The organism is Martinezella sp. CNPSo 3795 (genome assembly GCF_057784475.1).
This window is the reverse complement of the sequence record NZ_JBXSOQ010000001.1, coordinates 283694-301770: the sequence shown is the minus strand read 5'-3', so window position 1 is coordinate 301770 and position 18077 is coordinate 283694. Positions and strand designations below refer to the sequence as shown.

Below are 18077 nucleotides of genomic sequence, written 5' to 3'. Positions count from 1 at the left end.
ATTGCATCGCCGCACCACCACGCCAAGGGCGCAGCGTTTCCATTACGGTCGTCACAATGAAGGCGAGGAGGATATGAGGCGATGCGCCCAGGCGCATCAGCGGGCGGCGCGGTCGGAGCGTCGGCCGAGGAGGGAGGCTCGAATGAGTTCTGCTTTGCTCAAAGCTGGCGGTGGTGGCGGCTCTTCGCGTTGGGCCGCAGCCTTAGCCTGCGTTTGGCGCAGCGTGATCAGGCGCTGCTGTGCGGCAAGCCTGTCTTCGGCCGAAAGCGGCTCGACGGGATTGCCGGCGAGATCGTGCCGCATGGAATCCGGCTGGGCGCAGGCATGATAATATCGTTTGGAATGCAGAAACGCGCTGGTGGAGCGACGCAGAGACATGACTGGCACGTCAGGTTTCAAAAGTGGACGGATTTCATTCCAGAGGCCAAGCGCAAAAGGACGGATAGGGTCGCCGGCTTTGGCGGGTAGGATAGCGATGGGGCGAAGCAAGAGCGTGTTGATCGCGGCTGCCTTCTTGACATCGAGTTCGGTCGCCACGATCGGCTCGCGATTGGTTGTCCAAGGTTCTTCCATCAAATCGTTCCTCTGCGTGCAATTCCATTACGGACTGATTGTGAAGTGATTTTGACGGGATGGCAAAGAAATCTGTCCCGCTTGTTCGCCCTCACGCCAAGCCGACGTTCATATATGAGATGGTGCAGCCTGCAGCAAGTTTTTGGTTAACGAGATTTTTATAGTTGGACGGCTAGCTTTCGCGAAGCCGCGATAGGTAGCGCGTACGCGGCGCATCTTCCCTCAATCCCGAATTTGTAACAAGCTGCCTGCGAAAATGTCGCAGGGCTCTGGTTTGCGCGGGTTGGTGTGTTCAAAAGGGGAGAGGCCTTTTATTCGGCCGGCTGCAAACCAAATGCTAGCGGAGCAAGTCACGGCCAATAGGCGATGGGTCGACGGTACTCCTTATATTTGCGGTTGTTCAGGTTGCTTGGTGAAGCTGCGTCCTTCGAATAGTCCGCGCGCAGCGTGGTGTAACAGAGTATTGCATGGGTTTGGCCTTCGCTGCTCCACGCCAGCTGTTGGCTTCAAATGTCGGAGGCTCTCCATTGCAATTCTCCGGCGCCGAGTAGCATCCTTCATCGGCAAGGCAGCGAGGGAGCATTCGTATTTGAGGGATGCTGCAGACGGAGAAGCGGTTGCGAGAATGAAGCCATCGAGGGCAGGGGGCGGGTATCGCGCGGGAACGCGCAAATCGCGTCTTGCGTCGTAAAGCCAAACCGGCGCCCTTTGGTCCATTGAAGAGGGCTGCTCTATATCAGGGTGCGTTTTCTCGCAGGTTGAAGCACATTCCGCGACCGTCGTCATCTAATCTGTGAGCCCGGTAAAAAATCTGGAGATAGTTGCTATGGGCGACTTGGCTGGCGGCGATCGTAGCGATAGATACAGCAGCACGGTCGACACGATCCAAGTTCGAACGGCTCGTCAGTCATTGGGGGAAGTCTTCTTGAGCATAGCAGCATCCCTTTCACTGGGCGTCGTTGTTTCACTCACGCTCGGTTCGAGTGCGTTTGCTTTCGACAAATCTTCCTTCTTCGAAGCCGCCCTTTGCAAGCCGCCTTATTCGACTACCAGCGCGACAAAGATGTATGATGAGGCTGAAAAGCTCGCGAAGGCGGATACGTCGCTCATGACGGCTGCCGTATACAAAATGTCTACGGACTTTGGCCGCCAAGGCTTCAAGACGAGTGAAATCGTCTTCGCCGGAACGAGCTTCGGCATTCTGGTCGAGGGCTTGCGGGCGGACGATCTGGCTAAGACCTATCACCTGACACCGGATGGGCTTGGCAATCTCCTCGGCACCGCAACGAAGTCATATGGGCGCGCTTTGCGCAAGGCTGAGCAGCCCGCGGCCGAGATGGGAGTAGTCTCCGTGGTCGCCCGCGAATCCGCGGCCTTCCCGGGCAAGACCCTGCTGGCTTGCGAGTTCGTCTCGCATGAAGACCTCGAAGCCATGAAGAGCATGCAATCACCGTCGAAGTAGTGCGCGCTAGGGTATGGGACCGCTGCTTTTTCCTGCGGTTGGAAGGCAACGGCAATGGTCCTCCGCGGGAGAGGAACCTTGGTGCGCAATCTGTTTCTCCGAAGCGGCCTTGGTTCGAGAGTCCGGTATCCTGTTTCTCGGCATTGCCAAACCCGATTGCAGGGACGCTGGCGTGTGGCGGAAGCAAAATCTTAAATAGCTTCGGCTAAGCAAAGTATTAACCATAATCTCAAGCTATTGTGAAACCTGCGGTTTGACGCTTCCGGGCAGCAGCAGCGCTATTTGGAGCAGCAAGGGTGATCGTTTTGACTTGGAAGCCGACAGACGCAAAATGCCGCTGCTGACTGAATTGGCGGCCGCGCCAATCTGACGATCATCCTTTAGGACCAAGATTTCCCGCCTTGCATCGCCGGTATGTTACAGGAGAACCGCTATCATCTCTTTGAACCGCAAGTTCCGTAGGAAGCCTAAAGTCGAACTATGATGCGGTCAGCTCAGAATGATAGGCTCCAGCGATCCGCAGCGCCATTTGCGCCAATTGGTCGTCAGCTATACGCAGAACCCCGTGCTCCGCCATCAAAGCATGGTATTGCTGCTCCTCGAGCGGCACACCTGCAGGCAAGGGGACGACATGAAAATGTAAGTGGCTGTTGGCCTGTCGGCTGCCGAGTGAAAGTACGTAAATTCGCTCGGCGTCAAACACCTTTTTGAGGGCGCGAGACAACAGATGCACCTTTTCCTGTAATCGGAGATACTCTGCCGTCGACAGATCTTGAGCCAAATCCTCGCGGTGCTCTCTCGGACAGACAAGGCAGTAGCCAGGCAACGTTGGATACTTGCTCAAAAAGATAATCGTTTCGCCGTCCTCAAAAATGCGGTGATGAAAGCAAGAGGGATCATTCTTGACCAAGCCGCAGATGAAGCATGGTTTTGTTTCGCTGTCGTGCACATAGGTCTTGAGATCGAATGGTTGCCGGTCGCTCATTTTGAACCTCCGCCCTGTTGCTCGCACAGCGTATCGGCTTTCAATCTAGCGCATCAATTCAGGTTGTGAAGTTGCTCTAGCAACGCCACCCATCCCGCTCCACGTAGCGTAGCAAGGGAACGTGGAGCAGATTGGATGGCGTGTTCAAACTTGGTGGAGCGAACGGCAAACGTCGCCCATCAATTGAGCGATACATGCTTTGTGCTTCAGCAGGGAGCAGAATTCCAAGCTGCTAGCGCCCATGATATGACCGATGTGCTGCAAGTTTGCGCCAGCGGACTACCCATCTCCCCTCAAAACGGAATGGTGCGGTCAGCTTCAGATCATGCTGAAGCGGCGTCATATCCTTTCCGACCAAGGCGTCCACCTGAGGGCAAATACGTTTCCCGGCCCATGCACGGCGGCGAAGAGCAGTCCCGCTACGAAAACGAAGTGATCCACGAAGAAGCCGAATTCAGCTTGGTTGCCGGCCCAACGGCCCGGACCATGGAATGAGAATCCAAGAAAGATGACATACACGGCTGCAACGAGCGTCGCCGGGACGAACAAAGCACCGGTCAAGAAAGCGACGGCAAGCAGCACTTCAAGGATTGCGGCACACCAAGCCAAGAATAATGGAAATGGAAAGCCGGCGGCAGCGATGTAGCTCGCAGTCGCGCCCATATCCATAAACTTGAACGAGACGGCCATCACAAAGACGGCGGTGAAGATGAGGCGCGCGATGAGAATGGCGGCTGTCTGCCAAATTGATTGAGCGTTTTCCACGATATCCCTCCAGGTTGACGCGGTTGATATTCCAAGGACGGCCAACCGAAGGTGATTCCGACAGGGAGGATGAGAATTATTTGTCGGACTCCCGTGATTGTCCGCTCATGCCTGAAGTATGGCTCGTGATGACATAGCGATGTTTCTCGTCGAGTGCGTCCGGATGCACCAGAACGACGGAAGGCTCTCCGGCGCCGGATATCAGAATGAAAGAATAGGGATTCGTTGTCTCGTCGTCGGCAACCAGGAGCGATCTCTGGAGCAGTCGTGCCAGTTGGCTGGCAGCGTCCAGAAGAAGCGGCGGGTGCAGGTCACTGGAGTGATAGATGCTGATGGTCTGCGAATAGTCATCGAAAGCTTCCGATGTCACGAGGCATGTTGCCGGCATATCCGCGATTTGCGCTATGTCGTGGATTACGTCCACACTGTCGGTATCGACACTGAGTACAGCCGCGATGGAACGCCGCAGAAGATCATCGTCAGCATGCTTTTCAAGAGCGGCATCAAACCAGATCATTGTCCGCGGTTCCGATTTTCAGGATTTATGTCACGCAGGCGCCTTTATAGCCAAAGCTCTTCCGTCGCTTCAAAGTTCGAAAACCAATCAGAGTCGTGGTCGCTATTTGCGTCGCATCGCAAGACATGTCGTCATCGACGATTACGACGTCATCATCCACTCAATCAAGGCATTCTGGGCATGAAGCAAAAATGCCTTGGCCAATCGGCTTTGGCAGGCTGTATGCAGCTTTGCATCCGCCGTCAGTTCCTGACCTCTCGTGACTAGCGGGCATGGCAAAAAGATAGCGCCTTACTTTCCTTCGTTGAGAAGCGAAGCCGACACCCGATACTCAGCCAACGCATCTTCTTCTGCGTCCGTTGGCCATGAATCGGTAATGATGACGTCCGCATCGAGCAGATGGCGAATGTCCCTGCTGCTTTCAAAATTCGAGTTCAGAAGGTCCGGGTCGGTGACGTGCCAGCGCTCCGGATAGACCTGGACGACGTGCATCGGCATCGATCGTGATGCCTCGACCCATGATCTCAATATATTGGCGTCTGGCGCAATTCCGACAACCTTGAGGCCATCAAGCGTTCCTCTTACGCTCTTGATATAGGCAAGATCGCCAAGCGTTTCGCAAGGGTGATTGGTTCTTGTTCGGGCATTGATAACGGGTGCTTCCGCGGCGGCAGCAAGCTCATGCAGAGTAGCAAGCTCTTTTGTCCTGACGACAAGAAGATCAAGCCAATTATCGAGGTAGCCCGCTAGATCGGCTGTGGGTTCGCGAGTACTGAAGCTGATGAGAGGTTGAGCAGATATGCCGCCCATCGCCTTCACGCCGAGATCGAAAGCGGTCGTGTTTCTCCATCCCGTGTCGTCGACAATGATGCCCACGCGCTTGCCGAACAGGGCTTGTGGCATCGTGCGTTCATGCCAATGCTTTGCAAGTTGGTCTGCCCGGTCAATAATCCCTAGGATAACGCTCGGGGGCAACGAGTGAAACTCGAGAAAATCTCTGTTCGACATAAAATTCATAGCGTGTTCAAGGTTGAATTCGGCAGCTTTCTGCAACGGAGGCGAGGCGTTTACCCTAGGCAGTTTTCGATCCGGCGCAATGGCGGAGAAGCGTCAGCCGACCGGTGTTGCCTTGATGCCAGTCCCGCCCATAGCGGTGATCTGCTTTCGGCGAAGACTTATCGCAGATGCTGCTTTTTCAAGATCTTTAGCAACCCCATTGGCAAAATCTTTAGATCGTTCGGAGTATCGAGGCCGCGATGCTTTCCGGCTGCTTTGGTAGTTTTCGATGATCAATGAATTAGATATGCCGACGGTGCTCTTTCTCCAAAAGACATCCTATATCGCTGGTGCGGTGACTTTGGGTTATCTGAAATATAGCTCGAATGAAAGCCGCGGCGTTGGTCTGCTTGCCTCAAGTTTCGTAATTCTCGCTGCGGCATCAACATTGGCCGGATATGCCGAAACCTATACGGCATTCTATGCGCCTCTCAGCCTTATCAATCTCGTTTGCGCCGTGCTTGGATATTCACTGCTCGGCTCATCTTTCGTAGTGATCAGCGATCCCGACAGAAAGGTGATACCGGCTCTTGCATTGCTGCCTGCGCTGCTGACTTTGCTTGTCGGAGCTTTCACGGCATTTCATTTGAACAATACATATCGGGCGGTGACATTCAATTCCCTCGGCAGCGTGATGCTTGCCGGCGCGGCGAGCGTCATATTCAAGGATTCCTTTCGCGAACCGCTGCCGATCAGAAAATTCGTTGCCGCAATATTATTGGCCTGCAGCCTGCTATCGCTGATAATGGCCTTCGAGTTCTCGTTCCATTCCTTTGTCCTTCTCGATGTGGCGAGCGGCTTCCTGCTGATGATCCTTTCCAAGTTCGTGCTGGCGCTGTCGATCGTCATTTTCATAAGCGAGCGCCAACAGATAAAACTCAGACAAACAGCCGAGCGAGATGGCCTGACCGGTCTTTATAATCGCCGCTTCTTCAACGAGAACGCTTCCGCACGGCTTCGGGATGGAGATGCCATTCTTTATCTCGATATCGATCACTTCAAGCATTTCAATGATCGTTGGGGTCATGCGGCGGGAGATGAAGTTCTCGTTGCAGTATCGCGAACAATAGAGGCGATTCTGCCGTCGTCCGCCATTTTCGCGCGGCAGGGAGGAGAGGAGTTCATAATCTTTCTTCCCTTGAAAGCAGGAGAGCCGCTTATCCAGGCCGAGCGCATTCGAGAAGCTGTTCAGCGAACCCGATTTCCGGATCTCGGTGTCGATGTGGTGGTGACGACGAGCATTGGCATTTCGAAGGTGAGCCGGGAATGCAGGTCGCTAGCCGAGCTTTGTCGCGAAGCGGATCGTGCCCTCTATCTGGCGAAGGCAGGCGGACGAAACCGGGTCTGTGATGCGAGCAGCGACTTTGTCGCCGAAGTTTACGTTCGCTCGGCGTAATCCTCGATTTTTGGTAAAGGCCCCGAATGCCGGGAAGCGGCGTTGATTTAGCTGGCATGCCCCTTTATTTCTCACGCTGAAAGAAGAGGTCAGTTAGCCATGGATAATGAAACAAGCCTCCGAAACGAGCGCAAGCGCGGCTCCGGCGTGAAGGTGGTCTATGATATCCTGAGGGACGAAATTCTGGATCTCGAATTGCCGCCTGGCAGCCCCATCGACGAGGTGCAGCTTTCCGAACGCTTCGGCATGTCGCGCACGCCGATCCGCGAGGCGCTCGTGCGGCTGGCAGGCGAGGGGTTGATCGATACGCTGCCCAACCGCTCGACCATGGTCTCGCAGATCGATTTTCTCAACATGCATAGCTATTTCGATGCGCTGGTGCTGATGTATCGGGTGACAACGCAGCTTGCCGCCAAATATCATCGTCCGGAAGATCTTCAAGGTGTGCGCGCGCTTCAGGCTGAGTTCGCCGATGCCGTCGAAGCGCAGGATGCGCTCGCCATGATCTCCACCAATGCCGCGCTTCATCTCGCGATCGCCGAGGCTGGCCGCAACCCCTATTTCACCAGCCTCTTCTCGCGATTGCTAGATGAGGGACGGCGCCTCCTGCGCCTCTATTACCAATCCTACGACGATCGTCTGCCGCGTCGTTTCGTCGAGGAGCACGATGAAATCATTGCCGCTGTCGAGGCGCGGGATACGGAACTTGCCGAGCGCCTTGCGCGCGAACATGCTGAGCAGATCGTCGCCCAAATCCAGAAATTGCTGATGCGCGGGGACCGTCTCGACGTCAGCCTTTGATTTGCATATTTCTTGTCGACAAAATAAATACAAAGGTATATCAATGCTGCGAAAACGGTGAGGCGCGGTGGCGGATGCAGCTGGGCTGATAGCCGATCCACCCCCGGCCCAAGAGGATAGAAAGATGAAGTCCAGCATTTTCTCCGGGGTGATCCCGGCCTTGATGACTCCGTGCAAAGCCGATCGCAGTCCCGATTTCGATGCGTTGGTGCGCAAGGGCAAGCAGTTGATCGCCGAGGGCATGTCGGCTGTGGTCTATTGCGGCTCGATGGGCGATTGGCCGCTTCTGACCGATGCGCAACGCATGGAGGGCGTCTATCGGCTGACCAAAGCGGGCGTACCCGTCATCGTCGGCACCGGCGCCGTCAATACGGCATCGGCCGTAGCCCACGCTACCCATGCCCAGAAGGTCGGTGCCAAGGGGCTGATGGTCATCCCCCGCGTGCTGTCGCGCGGCTCAGTGATCGCCGCCCAGAAGGCGCATTTCAAAGCGATCCTGTCGGCCGCCCCCGATCTTCCGGCCGTCATCTACAACAGCCCCTACTATGGTTTTGCAACGCGCGCCGATCTCTTCTTCGCGCTACGCGCTGAACATGCCAATCTCGTCGGCTTCAAGGAGTTCGGCGGCCCGGCCGATATGCGCTATGCCGCCGAAAACATCACCAGCCGCGACGATGACGTATCGCTGATGATCGGTGTTGACACGGCGGTCTTCCACGGCTTCGTCAATTGCGGTGCAACCGGCGCCATTACCGGCATCGGCAACGTGTTGCCGAGGGAAGTCGTTCATCTCTGCAACCTTGCCCAGGCGGCCGCCAAGGGCGACGTCGATGCGCGCCAGCGCGCGCTCGAGCTGGAGCAGGCGCTTGCCGTTCTGTCTTCTTTCGATGAAGGTCCGGATCTGGTTCTCTTCTTCAAGCATATGATGGTGCTGAAGGGAGACAAGGAATATGAGCTGCATTTCAACGAAAGCGACGTCTTGAACGATAGCCAGCGCGGCTATGTCGAAGCGCAGTTCAAGCTGTTCAACAGCTGGTATGCGGAATGGAGCAAGCTTCCGGGTGCCGTGGAAAAGTACAAGGCCTGAGGCGGTCGCAAGCTTAAACCCAAACATGAGAGGCCCGAATGGGCCTCTTTTTGTTACCTTACGTTGGCTTTCACTTACATTTCGATATTGCTCAAGCTACGGCGTCTAGGCCGAGTTTCTCAAGGCGATCGAGTTGCCGGATTTCCTCTGCTGTCAGCGGGATACCGTCCTTTTCCGCGCGAGCGCGGGCGGCAAAGCGGCGTTGCGACGGCAGGCGCGCGCCTTGGCCGACAATCGCTTCGAACAGCACTTCCGCACGGGCGAGCGGATTTCCAGGTCGACCAGCAGCGAAGGCCTCCGGCGAGAAGGCGACGATGAGTTCGCCGTGCCGCGGTGCGAAGGCCGTGGAGCCGAGATAATCGAGCGCCTCGCGGCTGGTGAAGTCGCCGATCATGATGCCGGCCAGAAGCTCGATCATCGTGCCGATCGCCGACCCCTTATGCCCCCCGAACGGCAGCATTGCGCCGGCCAGTGCCGCTTCCGGATCCGTGGTCGGTTGGCCCTCGGCATCGATCGCCCAGCCCTCGGGGAGGGGTTTGCCGGCGCGCCGATGCAGCTCGATCTCGCCGCGGGCGGCAACCGACGTCGCGAAGTCGAAGACGTAAGGCGGATTATCGAGGCGCGGCCAGCCGAAGGCGAAGGGATTGGTTCCAAGGAGCGGCGCTGTACCTCCGGCGGGTGCCACCGTGGAATAGCTCGGACACATGGCAAAGGCGGCAAGGCCTCGATCCGTCAGGGCTTCCACCTCCGGCCAGAGCGCTGCGAAATGCGTGCAGTCGTTGATGGCGAGTGCGGCAATGCCGAAGCGGCGGGCCCGTTCGGCAAGCACAGGCATGCCGAGCTCGAAGGCTGCATTGGAAAAGCCGCTCTTGGCATCGACGCGAACGATGGCGGAGCCATCATTTTGTTCGAGAACCGGCACCGCATCCGGCCGCGCCTTGCCGGCCTTGACCGCACGCAACACGCCTTCGATGCGGTAGACGCCGTGCGACTTGCAGGCGTCGCGTTCGCCGGCGACGATCACCCGCGCGATTGCACCGGCCTGCTGCGCATTGATGCCGGCATTTGAAAGGATCGCTTCGACACGGCCTCGCAGCGCATCAGGCGTCAGGGTGATCACGTCAGTCAATTTCGGTTCTCCCATATTATGCTCGCTTGCATCATAGACTTGAAAATTATAAATACAAAAAGAATACAAAAAATCGACATGAGCCGTCGTGCCGTTGGGGCATGTGAGGAGAAGGGATGACCATGATTTGCATGACAGCGCCCGTCCGCGATGCTCCGGATTGCGCCACCTATATCCGTCAGGGCGGGATGACCGGGATCGGCTGGCCTAATCAGATTTTCGGCAAACCGGAGCATCCAGAAATGCAGAAATCTCTCGCGAGCGTGCGTTGATGGCAAAACCGGACGTTATCGTCATCGGAGCCGGCGTCATAGGCCTATCCGCCGCGATTGCGGCTCAGTCGCGCGGTTTGAGAGTCGTTGTCGTCGATCGCGAGGGGCCGGCCGCCGGCGCTTCGGCCGGCAATGCCGGTGCCTTCGCCTTCACGGATATCCTGCCGCTGGCGTCCCCCGGCATCTTGAAAAAGGCGCCGAAATGGCTCCTCGATCCGCTGGGGCCGCTCTCGGTGCCGCCTGCCTATGCACTCAGGATCGCGCCCTGGATGTTTCGGTTCTGGCGTGCCTGCCAGCCCTCACGCGTGGCCCACTCCACGGCGGCGCAGACAAGCCTGATGGATCTTTCCAAGGCCGAACTTGAGCCCTTTCTCGCCGCGACGGAGACGCTCTCCATGCTGCGCAAGGAGGGTAATCTCCAGGTCTATGAAAGCGAGGCGGAATTTCGCGCTTCGCTGCAAGGCTGGGAGGTTCGCCGCAGTCACGGCATCGAATTCCAGCATCTGAAAGCCGACGAGATGGCAGCGATCCAGCCCGGGTTGGCGTCACGCTTCATCCTCGGCACCTTCACGCCGGGCTGGTATTCCATCGCCGATCCCAAGCTTTATACGCTGGCGCTGGCTAAGCATTTCCGCAGCCGCGGCGGCGTCATCGAGACATCGGAGATTTCGTCGCTTCGGGCGCTTCCGGTTGGGGTCGAGGTGGTGGCTGCGGATGGAAAGCTGCGCCAGGCCGGCAAGGTCGTCCTGGCCGCCGGCGCCTTCTCGCATCGGATCGCCAAAACGCTGGGCGAGCACATGCCGCTCGAAACCGAGCGCGGTTACAACACGACGCTTCCGGCCGATGCCTTCGACCTGCGCACGCAGATCACCTTCGGCGGCCATGGCTTCGTCGTCAGCAAACTTTCGACCGGCATTCGTGTCGGCGGTGCGGTGGAGCTGGGCGGATTGGCCTTGCCGCCGAATTTTCGCCGTTCCGAAGCCATGCTGCAGAAGGCGCGCACTTTCCTGACCGATCTCAAGCCGGAAGGTGGCGTGCAATGGATGGGCTTCCGCCCATCGCTGCCCGACAGCCTGCCTGCGATCGGCAGCGCCAAGGCGACGCCGGACGTAATCTATGCCTTCGGCCATGGTCATCTCGGTTTGACCCAATCGGCCGGCACGGCGCGTATTGTCGCCGACCTTTTGACACGGCAGGCGCCGGCGATCGATCTGACGCCATTCTCGCCGCAACGCTTCTAATGCAAACAGACATGCCGATGTGCATTGCCACATCGGTGCTTACAATCCTCTCGCATATGGACCCACGATGAAATGAACGACACGGCATCGGCTCGCAGCATCATGGGTGGCACGGCGGAGGGCCGCGTCATCGCCACGCAAGAGGCCCTCAGCTTCTGGGGTGGGGTCGATCCGGCCACCGGAAAGGTCATCGATATCCATCATCCGCTGCATGGCGAATGTCTCACCGGCGCAATTCTGATGATGCCTTCGAGCCGTGGCTCCTGCAGCGGCTCCGGCGTGCTGCTCGATCTCGCGCTGACGGGCCGCGCGCCGGCTGCCCTGATCTTTTGCGAAGCCGAGGATGTGCTGACGCTCGGCGCACTTGTCGCCGCCGAAATGTTCGGCCGGCAGCTGCCTGTCGTGCGGCTCCATCCGGATGTCTTTGTGCGCCTGGCGCAGGCAAAAACGGTCAAGGTCGAAACCGCTGCCGTCGTCGCAGATGGCGAGACCATGCCCCTTTTGCCACCTGCTATCTCCGGGCTTTCCTTGACGCAGGCCGACCGGTCCATGCTGGAGGGCGGCGAAGGCGTTGCGGCTGCTCAGGCCATGCGCATATTGACCGCCATGGCGGCTCAGCAGGGTGCCACTTCCCTTATCGACGTGACGCAGGGCCATATCGATGGATGTATCTATGCAAGCCCGGCCAACCTGACCTTCGCCGAAAAAATGGCTGAGCTCGGCGGGCGTGTGCGGATACCTACCACCATGAACGCCATTTCGGTCGATCGCGCCAATTGGAGATCGCAGGGCGTGCCGGAGGGTTTTGGCGATCCCGCCGCGCGGCTGGCGGATGCCTATGTGCGCATGGGTTGCCGCCCGACTTTCACCTGCTCTCCCTATCTGCTCGACGGCGCACCGGGCGCCGGCGAGGCCATTGGCTGGGCGGAGTCCAATGCCGTCATCTTCGCCAACAGCGTGCTTGGTGCGCGCACCGCCAAGCATCCCGATTTCCTCGATCTTTGTATTGCGTTGACAGGTCGCGCGCCGCTTTCGGGCGTATATCTGGATGAAAATCGCAAGGCGACGCGTATCCTCGACGTTGAACTTCCAGAAGGTCGCGACGATGCTTTCTGGCCGATCATCGGCTATCTCGCCGGAAAGGCGTCTCCCGATCGCATTCCGTTGCTGCGTGGTCTTGCCGCCGGACATCCGTCACGCGACGACCTGAAGGCGCTCTGCGCTGCCTTTGGCACGACGTCTGCTGCTCCCATGCTGCATGTCGATGGCGTGACGCCGGAGGCTGTCGATGCTCACGATCCGAATGCCGATCGCCTGACTATCACACGCGCCGACATGGCAGCCGCCTGGAAAATACTGAACGAGGGGCCGGAAGCCGTCGAGCTTGTCGCCATCGGCAGCCCGCATGCCTCGCTTGCCGAATGTCATATGCTCGCCGATGCCTTTGCCGGCCGACGCCGCTTGCCTGAGGTAATGGTCATCGTCACGGCAGGACGCGATGTCATCGCGGCTGCGGAGGTGGACGGGACACTGGCGCGGTTGCGCGGCAGCGGCGTGCAGGTTTTGCCCGACCTTTGCTGGTGCTCGATCTCCGAGCCGGTCTTTCCGCCCGGCACGCGTGCGGTCATGACCAATTCGGGCAAGTATGCGCATTACGGGCCGGGGCTCAGCGGACGCGCCGTGCGCTTTGGCAGCCTTGCCGATTGTGTTGAGGCGGCTGTCGTCGGGCGCGTTGCAGCGGGGTTGCCGGACTGGCTTTGGGAGGAATGACGGTGCACTGTTTCCACGCATCGGTGCGACGTTTTCGTCCGTAAGCCTAGACGACCGTTTCGCCGCCATCGACGACGAGGATTTGTCCTGTCATGTAGGAGGAGCGGTCGGAAACGAGGAACAGAATCGGTTCGGCGATTTCCGACACATCGGCCCATCGTCCAAGCGGCACTTTCTCGGCGATGTAATCTTCAATGGCGCTGCGTCCACCCATCTGCGTGATGAATGGCGCGTTGAACGGCGTGTCGACCCAGCCGGGGCAGAGCGCGTTGACGCGGATGCCGAAGCGGGCATAGTCGCCAGCCATCTGCCGGGTCATGGCGATGACCGCATGCTTGGAGGTGGTGTAGGCGATCATCTCGCGGTCATAAAGTACGCCTGATGATGACGAGGTGTTGAGAATGACACCCTTTCCGGCCTTCTTCATGACCGGCATGACAAAGCGTGAAGCCATGAAGTGCGCCCGCACATTCAGGTTCCAGGACGCGTCGAAACCGGAAACAGCGACCTCTTCCAGATTGCCTGCAACCTGAGCGCCTGCGTGATTGTGCAGGATGTCGATGCGGCCATGCCTCGCGGCGATCTTTGCGACGCCGGCCTCAAGCGCCTGATCGTCCATGACGTCGACGACCAGGCTTTCGGCGCTGCCACCCGCCCCGGTAATCTGGCGCACGGTCTCCTCGCCATTTGCCAAGTCGATATCGGCGACGATCACATGGGCGCCTTCGCGCGCCATGATCAGCGCGCCGGCGCGGCCGATGCCGGAGCCGGCTCCGGTGACGATTGCGACCCGATCCTTGAGTATCATGATGTTTCCCTGGTCAGTTTGTCGTTGTCTTTTCGCGCATCAGGAAACGCGCGATGAGAATGAGGAAGAGCGATGCGATCAGCACCATGGTCGCGATCGCGTTGATCTCCGGCGTGACGCCGCGGCGGATCGAGGCGAAGACATAGATCGGCAGCGTCGTGTTCGATCCTGCGACGAAGAAGGCGATGATGAAATCGTCGAAGGAGAAGGTGAAGGCGAGGAGGAAGCCGGCGAGGATCGACGGCATGATCTGCGGCAGCACGATCTGCCGGAACGTGGTCAGCGGCGTGGCGTAGAGGTCGCTGGAGGCTTCAACGATGTCACGGCCAAGGCTTGCAATGCGCGCCTTCACGATCATCGTCACCAGCGCCATGGTGAAGAGGCCGTGTGCCGCGATAATCGAGCCATAGCCGAGCGCGAATCTCGGCGGCTGATCGCCAGGCCAGATGGCCGCGATCAATGGGTTGATGATACCGAAGACCTCGACGAGTGCCACCAGCGTCGCAATGCCGATGACGACACCAGGCACGACGATCGCGGCGGCAAAGAGCCCGTCGAAGACGGCGCGGGCGCGAGGACCGAGCCGCTCTAGGCCGATTGCTGCCATCGTGCCGAAGACCGCCGCAAGTGCTGCGCTGGTGAAGGCGATGATGAGGCTATTGCGCAGCGCTTCCATCAGGAAGGTATTGGACAGCGCCCGTCCGTACCATTGCGTCGAAAAGCCGGTGAATTCGCTGGCATTGCGGCCGGCATTGAAAGAGAACAGGACGACGAGCGCGATCGGCGTATAGAGGAACAGATAGACGAAAGTAACGAGCGCGCGCATCAGACGAGATCCACCTGACGGGTGCCGGCAACGCGCCAGGCAATGCGCATCGCGACAAGTAGTACGATGACGACGACGGCGACGAGCGTCACGGCGATCGCCGATCCGAACGGCCAGTTGCGCGATTGCAGGAAGAGGTCGACAAGCGCATTGCCGATGAAGAACACCTTGCCGCCGCCAAGCAGCTGCGGGATCAGATATTCGCCGAGCAACAGGATCGTCACCAGGGCGACGCCCGTCATGACGCCAGGCAAGGATAGCGGCAGCGTGATGCCGAAGAAGGTCGATATAGGCTTGGCGCCGAGATCGGCGGATGCCTCGAGCAATCGGCGGTCGAGCTTTTCCAGGCTGACATAGATCGGCATGATCATCAGCGGCAGATAGCCATAGACGATGCCGAGCAGCACGGCTCCGGGTGTGTTGATGAGCCGGACATTCTCTATGCCCAGGAATTCCAGCAGATGCGGTATGCCGCGTGCGCCGAGCAGATACATCCAGGCGTATGTGCGCACGAGCAAGCTCGTCCAAAAGGGAACGACGACCAGTGAAACGAGCAGCAGGCGGCGTTGCGGGCTCGCCTTGACGGCCAGATAATAGGCGACCGGATAGGCAACGAGCAGGCAGGCAGCCGCACCAATCGGCGCAAGGATCAACGTATTGATGAAAGCAGCAGACCGCGAGCCAAGACTGGCGAATTGCGCGAAGGTGAAAGCTGCCTGATAGCCACCTTCAGGTGCACGCTCACCAAAGGCAAAGACGATGATGGCGATGAAGGGCAGCACCAGGAAGACGAACAGCCAGATGCTTGCCGGCCCGACGAGGGCAGCGGTGACGAGGCGCCGTTTGGTGGCTGGGTTAAGGGGCATCGAGAGGTTCTTTGTCCGCCGGTGCTGGGAAGGAAGCCGATCCCTTACCGCCGTCATGGCGCAGGGATCGGGTCGAAGAAAAACGATCAGGCCGACTTGAAGCGTGCCATCAGTTCGGCACGGCTCGGATCGGTGAGCGTCACGGCGGCACCGAATTCAAGCGGCGTCAGCGAGGCTTCATCCGGATAGACGATCTTGTTCGAGGTGATTTCCTTCGGCAGGAGCTCGATCACACGGCTGTCGGTGGTCGGCGCGCCATTGGCGATGTGCTCCTTCACCGCATTCTTCGGGTCCATCAGATAGTTGAGCAGGGCATAGCCTGCCGCCTTGTTGGGCGCATCTTTCGGGATCGCGTAATAGTCGGTCCAGATCTCGCCGCCATCCTTGCCGAGCACATATTCAAGCTCGGGCATGTCGCGGTTAAGCTGCGCGCCGTCATTGGTCCAGCACATGGTCAGCCACGCATCGGTCGAACGCATCGACGGCTGATAGTCGGAGTTGATGGCAAAGAGATGCGGCTTGACCTTGATCAGCAGCTCCTCGGCCTTGGCAAGCTCTTCCGGCTTGATCGAGTTGAAATCGTAGCCGAGGGAAACGAGCGCGCTGCCGATGGTGGTCAGCTGATAGTCGTGGACCATAGCGCGGCCGTCGGCCTCGGTCTGGGCGATCTCGAAGAAGTCCTTCCAGCTCGAAAGCTTGGTCTTTATCTTCTTGGTGTTGACCGAGAAGCCTGTCGTGCCCCAGTTCTTCGGCACGGCATAGGTCTTGCCGTCGATCTGTCCTTCCTTGGTAAAGCGCGGGCTTTCCGTTGCCTGGCTGAAGTTAGGGATCTTTGACAGATCGAGTTCCTCGATGAGGCCGAGTTTGTGATAGGTCGAAATCGTGTAGTTCGTCGGTACGTAAAGAGACCAGCCGGAGGCGCCTGCCTGCAGCTTTGCGAGCATTTCCTCGTTCGAGCCGAATACGTTGACCTCGACGGCGACGCCGGTTGCGGCCTTGAAATTCTCGAAGGTCGCAGGATCGTGATAGTTCGGCCAGGTCGCGATCGACATCTGCGTGCCGAGTTCGCCGGCGGCATAGGCGGGTGTCGACAGCGCGCCAGGGACGCGCGACAGGACCGCCGTTGCAAGGCTGAGGCCGGTGATATTCAGAAAGTGACGACGGCTGATAGAGCCGCGCTTCAGGCGCATGAATTCGTCCATGAAGCCTTCGGCTGAAATCGGAAGGTTGTCTTTGTAATCCTTGCTCATGATGCTGTTCCCTTGTTTTGGCTTATGCATTCGATGCTGGAAAGACATGGAGGGCCGTGGGGTCGAAGCCGAGGAAGACCTCTTCGCCCGGACCCACGAGATCGCTGTCGTTCATGCTGCGGCGATCCGACGTGATCAGGAAATCGCCGAGACCGGGGACGGTGACTGCGTATTCGGCTGACGAGCCCAGGAAGATGCGATGCGTCACCGTGCCCTTAAAGGACGTGCCGGATGTAGCCATGTCGCGGCTGAGATGGATTGCCTCCGGGCGCAGAGCCGCAATTGCCGCGCCCGGTGCCAGTCGCTTGCCGGACGAAAGCGCCGAACCATCCGCGAGGCGAAGCGTTTCGCCATCGGCTTCCATCGTCGCCTCGATGCGATTGGTCTTGCCGACGAAATCGGCGACGAAGAGATCGGCCGGGCGATCATAGACTTCCTGCGGGGTGCCAAGCTGGCGAATGCGCCCTGCGCTCATGACGCAGACGATATCGGCCATCGACAGCGCTTCTTCCTGGTCGTGAGTGACAAGAACGAAGGTAATGCCGAGCTCGCGCTGCAGCGTCTGAAGCTCGATCTGCATGGCCGAGCGCAGTTTCTTGTCGAGGGCCGCCAGCGGCTCGTCGAGCAGGAGCACGGAGGGACGGTTGACGATGGCGCGCGCGAGCGCCACGCGCTGCTGCTGGCCGCCGGACATTTCATGGATGCGCCGCTTGGCGAAACCGCCGAGGCGAACCATCTCGAGCGCTTCGGCGACGCGCCGGTCGATTTCGGCACCGCCGATCTTCGGGCGCATCTGCTTCAGCCCATAGGCGACATTCTGGGCGACGTTGAAATGCGGAAACAGCGCGTAGTGCTGGAACACCATGTTGACCGGGCGCCGGTAGGCGGGCACGCCGTTCATCTCGCGTCCGTCGATCAGCACCGTGCCTTCGCTCGGCTGTTCGAAGCCGCCGATCATGCGCAGGCACGTCGTCTTGCCGCAGCCGGAAGGGCCGAGAAGCGCCAGGAATGCGCCTTTGGGCACATTGAGATTGATGTCCGTTACGGCGGTCACGGCGCCGTAGCTCTTTGTGACCGAACGGAATTCGATATCGTTCGTTGAAGCGGATGCCACGTCTGTTCCCTGCGGTTGGTCGGCAGTCTTGATCTGCCTTATTGCCACCGTCGTTAAGGAAAGAGTAAGCCCGAGCTTCTCACGAGGTATATACCCCGAAAGAGGTATTTTCGTGCCAAATGCTTCGTGGGAGGTGTATATAGGGATTGCGCTCAAATG

The 18077-nt window shown here is 58.8% G+C and carries 17 protein-coding genes and 1 pseudogene; 7 read left to right on the top strand and 11 right to left on the bottom strand.

The features are described from left to right. Nucleotides 1-96 precede the first annotated feature (96 nt). Entirely contained in the window at nucleotides 97-573 is a 477-nt protein-coding gene (locus AC13QY_RS01480) for a ProQ/FINO family protein (protein WP_113329495.1), read from the bottom strand. Between the two features lie 925 nt (nucleotides 574-1498). On the opposite strand from AC13QY_RS01480, the gene AC13QY_RS01475 reads away from it, so the two are divergent. Beyond that, on the top strand, nucleotides 1499-2035 hold the full coding sequence (locus AC13QY_RS01475) for a hypothetical protein (protein WP_488492693.1): 537 nt from the start codon (nucleotides 1499-1501) through the stop codon (nucleotides 2033-2035). A gap of 478 nt (nucleotides 2036-2513) precedes the next feature. Here AC13QY_RS01475 and AC13QY_RS01470 read toward each other — a convergent pair whose 3' ends face one another. From AC13QY_RS01470 to AC13QY_RS01455, 4 genes and pseudogenes are all read right to left on the bottom strand, one after another. After that, nucleotides 2514-3020 (bottom strand): HIT family protein, encoded by a 507-nt coding sequence (locus tag AC13QY_RS01470; protein ID WP_488492692.1) that lies wholly within the window; start codon nucleotides 3018-3020, stop codon nucleotides 2514-2516. A 339-nt stretch (nucleotides 3021-3359) separates the two neighbouring features. Then, a complete protein-coding gene (locus AC13QY_RS01465; RefSeq protein WP_488492691.1) occupies nucleotides 3360-3785 on the bottom strand; it encodes a DoxX family protein in 426 nt (141 codons plus the stop codon). A 76-nt stretch (nucleotides 3786-3861) separates the two neighbouring features. Further along, on the bottom strand, nucleotides 3862-4302 hold the full coding sequence (locus AC13QY_RS01460) for a hypothetical protein (protein ID WP_488492690.1): 441 nt from the start codon (nucleotides 4300-4302) through the stop codon (nucleotides 3862-3864). A gap of 141 nt (nucleotides 4303-4443) precedes the next feature. Further along, nucleotides 4444-5319, bottom strand: a pseudogene (locus AC13QY_RS01455) (ornithine carbamoyltransferase). Between the two features lie 268 nt (nucleotides 5320-5587). On the opposite strand from AC13QY_RS01455, the gene AC13QY_RS01450 reads away from it, so the two are divergent. The 3 genes from AC13QY_RS01450 to AC13QY_RS01440 all read left to right on the top strand — a co-directional run bounded on the left by AC13QY_RS01450 (nucleotide 5588) and on the right by AC13QY_RS01440 (nucleotide 8642). Beyond that, nucleotides 5588-6754, top strand: coding sequence for a GGDEF domain-containing protein (locus tag AC13QY_RS01450; protein WP_113329491.1), 1167 nt, complete (start codon nucleotides 5588-5590; stop codon nucleotides 6752-6754). Between the two features lie 99 nt (nucleotides 6755-6853). Next, entirely contained in the window at nucleotides 6854-7555 is a 702-nt protein-coding gene (locus tag AC13QY_RS01445) for a GntR family transcriptional regulator (protein ID WP_113329490.1), read from the top strand. Nucleotides 7556-7679: 124 nt separating this feature from the next. After that, nucleotides 7680-8642, top strand: coding sequence for a dihydrodipicolinate synthase family protein (locus tag AC13QY_RS01440; protein WP_488492689.1), 963 nt, complete (start codon nucleotides 7680-7682; stop codon nucleotides 8640-8642). 91 nt (nucleotides 8643-8733) lie between these two features. On the opposite strand, the gene AC13QY_RS01435 is transcribed toward AC13QY_RS01440, so the two are convergent. Beyond that, complete coding sequence (locus tag AC13QY_RS01435) at nucleotides 8734-9786, bottom strand: Ldh family oxidoreductase (protein WP_488492688.1); 1053 nt, start codon at nucleotides 9784-9786, stop codon at nucleotides 8734-8736. Nucleotides 9787-9887: 101 nt separating this feature from the next. Between AC13QY_RS01435 and AC13QY_RS01430 the strand changes: the two genes are divergently transcribed. The 3 genes from AC13QY_RS01430 (at nucleotide 9888) to lhpI (ending at nucleotide 13054) form a co-directional block, all read left to right on the top strand. Continuing rightward, nucleotides 9888-10043, top strand: a complete 156-nt coding sequence (locus tag AC13QY_RS01430; protein ID WP_162746295.1) for a hypothetical protein — start codon at nucleotides 9888-9890, stop codon at nucleotides 10041-10043. Beyond that, on the top strand, nucleotides 10043-11284 hold the full coding sequence (locus tag AC13QY_RS01425) for an NAD(P)/FAD-dependent oxidoreductase (protein WP_488492687.1): 1242 nt from the start codon (nucleotides 10043-10045) through the stop codon (nucleotides 11282-11284). Before AC13QY_RS01430 ends, AC13QY_RS01425 begins: the two co-directional genes overlap by 1 nt. A gap of 72 nt (nucleotides 11285-11356) precedes the next feature. Continuing rightward, entirely contained in the window at nucleotides 11357-13054 is a 1698-nt protein-coding gene (gene lhpI / locus AC13QY_RS01420; RefSeq protein ID WP_488492686.1) for a cis-3-hydroxy-L-proline dehydratase, read from the top strand. Between the two features lie 46 nt (nucleotides 13055-13100). Here the strand turns inward: lhpI and AC13QY_RS01415 are convergent, their stop codons facing one another. From AC13QY_RS01415 to AC13QY_RS01395, 5 genes are all read right to left on the bottom strand, one after another. After that, a complete protein-coding gene (locus tag AC13QY_RS01415) occupies nucleotides 13101-13862 on the bottom strand; it encodes an SDR family NAD(P)-dependent oxidoreductase (protein WP_113350730.1) in 762 nt (253 codons plus the stop codon). A gap of 13 nt (nucleotides 13863-13875) precedes the next feature. Continuing rightward, nucleotides 13876-14688 (bottom strand): ABC transporter permease, encoded by an 813-nt coding sequence (locus AC13QY_RS01410; RefSeq protein WP_113329485.1) that lies wholly within the window; start codon nucleotides 14686-14688, stop codon nucleotides 13876-13878. After that, nucleotides 14688-15554 carry an ABC transporter permease gene (locus AC13QY_RS01405; RefSeq protein ID WP_113350731.1) on the bottom strand — a complete coding sequence of 289 codons (867 nt, stop codon included), beginning with the start codon at nucleotides 15552-15554 and terminating at the stop codon, nucleotides 14688-14690. The genes AC13QY_RS01410 and AC13QY_RS01405 overlap by 1 nt, the downstream gene beginning before the upstream one ends. Before the next feature lie 86 nt (nucleotides 15555-15640). Beyond that, the gene (locus tag AC13QY_RS01400; protein WP_488492685.1) at nucleotides 15641-16804 is read right to left on the bottom strand and encodes a polyamine ABC transporter substrate-binding protein; all 1164 of its coding nucleotides are present in this window, start codon (nucleotides 16802-16804) and stop codon (nucleotides 15641-15643) included. Between the two features lie 22 nt (nucleotides 16805-16826). Continuing rightward, complete coding sequence (locus AC13QY_RS01395) at nucleotides 16827-17918, bottom strand: ABC transporter ATP-binding protein (RefSeq protein WP_113350733.1); 1092 nt, start codon at nucleotides 17916-17918, stop codon at nucleotides 16827-16829. Between the last annotated feature and the right edge of the window lie 159 nt (nucleotides 17919-18077).

Bases quoted from the DNA above. Each gene is read 5' to 3' on its own strand.
- AC13QY_RS01480 (WP_113329495.1), bottom strand. From the start codon at position 573: ATGGAAGAACCTTGGACAACCAATCGCGAGCCGATCGTGGCGACCGAA.
- AC13QY_RS01470 (WP_488492692.1), bottom strand. From the start codon at position 3,020: ATGAGCGACCGGCAACCATTCGATCTCAAGACCTATGTGCACGACAGC.
- AC13QY_RS01460 (WP_488492690.1), bottom strand. From the start codon at position 4,302: ATGATCTGGTTTGATGCCGCTCTTGAAAAGCATGCTGACGATGATCTT.
- AC13QY_RS01450 (WP_113329491.1), top strand. From the start codon at position 5,588: ATGATCAATGAATTAGATATGCCGACGGTGCTCTTTCTCCAAAAGACA.
- AC13QY_RS01445 (WP_113329490.1), top strand. From the start codon at position 6,854: ATGGATAATGAAACAAGCCTCCGAAACGAGCGCAAGCGCGGCTCCGGC.
- AC13QY_RS01440 (WP_488492689.1), top strand. From the start codon at position 7,680: ATGAAGTCCAGCATTTTCTCCGGGGTGATCCCGGCCTTGATGACTCCG.
- AC13QY_RS01435 (WP_488492688.1), bottom strand. From the start codon at position 9,786: ATGGGAGAACCGAAATTGACTGACGTGATCACCCTGACGCCTGATGCG.
- AC13QY_RS01430 (WP_162746295.1), top strand. From the start codon at position 9,888: ATGACCATGATTTGCATGACAGCGCCCGTCCGCGATGCTCCGGATTGC.
- AC13QY_RS01425 (WP_488492687.1), top strand. From the start codon at position 10,043: ATGGCAAAACCGGACGTTATCGTCATCGGAGCCGGCGTCATAGGCCTA.
- lhpI (WP_488492686.1), top strand. From the start codon at position 11,357: ATGAACGACACGGCATCGGCTCGCAGCATCATGGGTGGCACGGCGGAG.
- AC13QY_RS01415 (WP_113350730.1), bottom strand. From the start codon at position 13,862: ATGATACTCAAGGATCGGGTCGCAATCGTCACCGGAGCCGGCTCCGGC.
- AC13QY_RS01410 (WP_113329485.1), bottom strand. From the start codon at position 14,688: ATGCGCGCGCTCGTTACTTTCGTCTATCTGTTCCTCTATACGCCGATC.
- AC13QY_RS01405 (WP_113350731.1), bottom strand. From the start codon at position 15,554: ATGCCCCTTAACCCAGCCACCAAACGGCGCCTCGTCACCGCTGCCCTC.
- AC13QY_RS01400 (WP_488492685.1), bottom strand. From the start codon at position 16,804: ATGAGCAAGGATTACAAAGACAACCTTCCGATTTCAGCCGAAGGCTTC.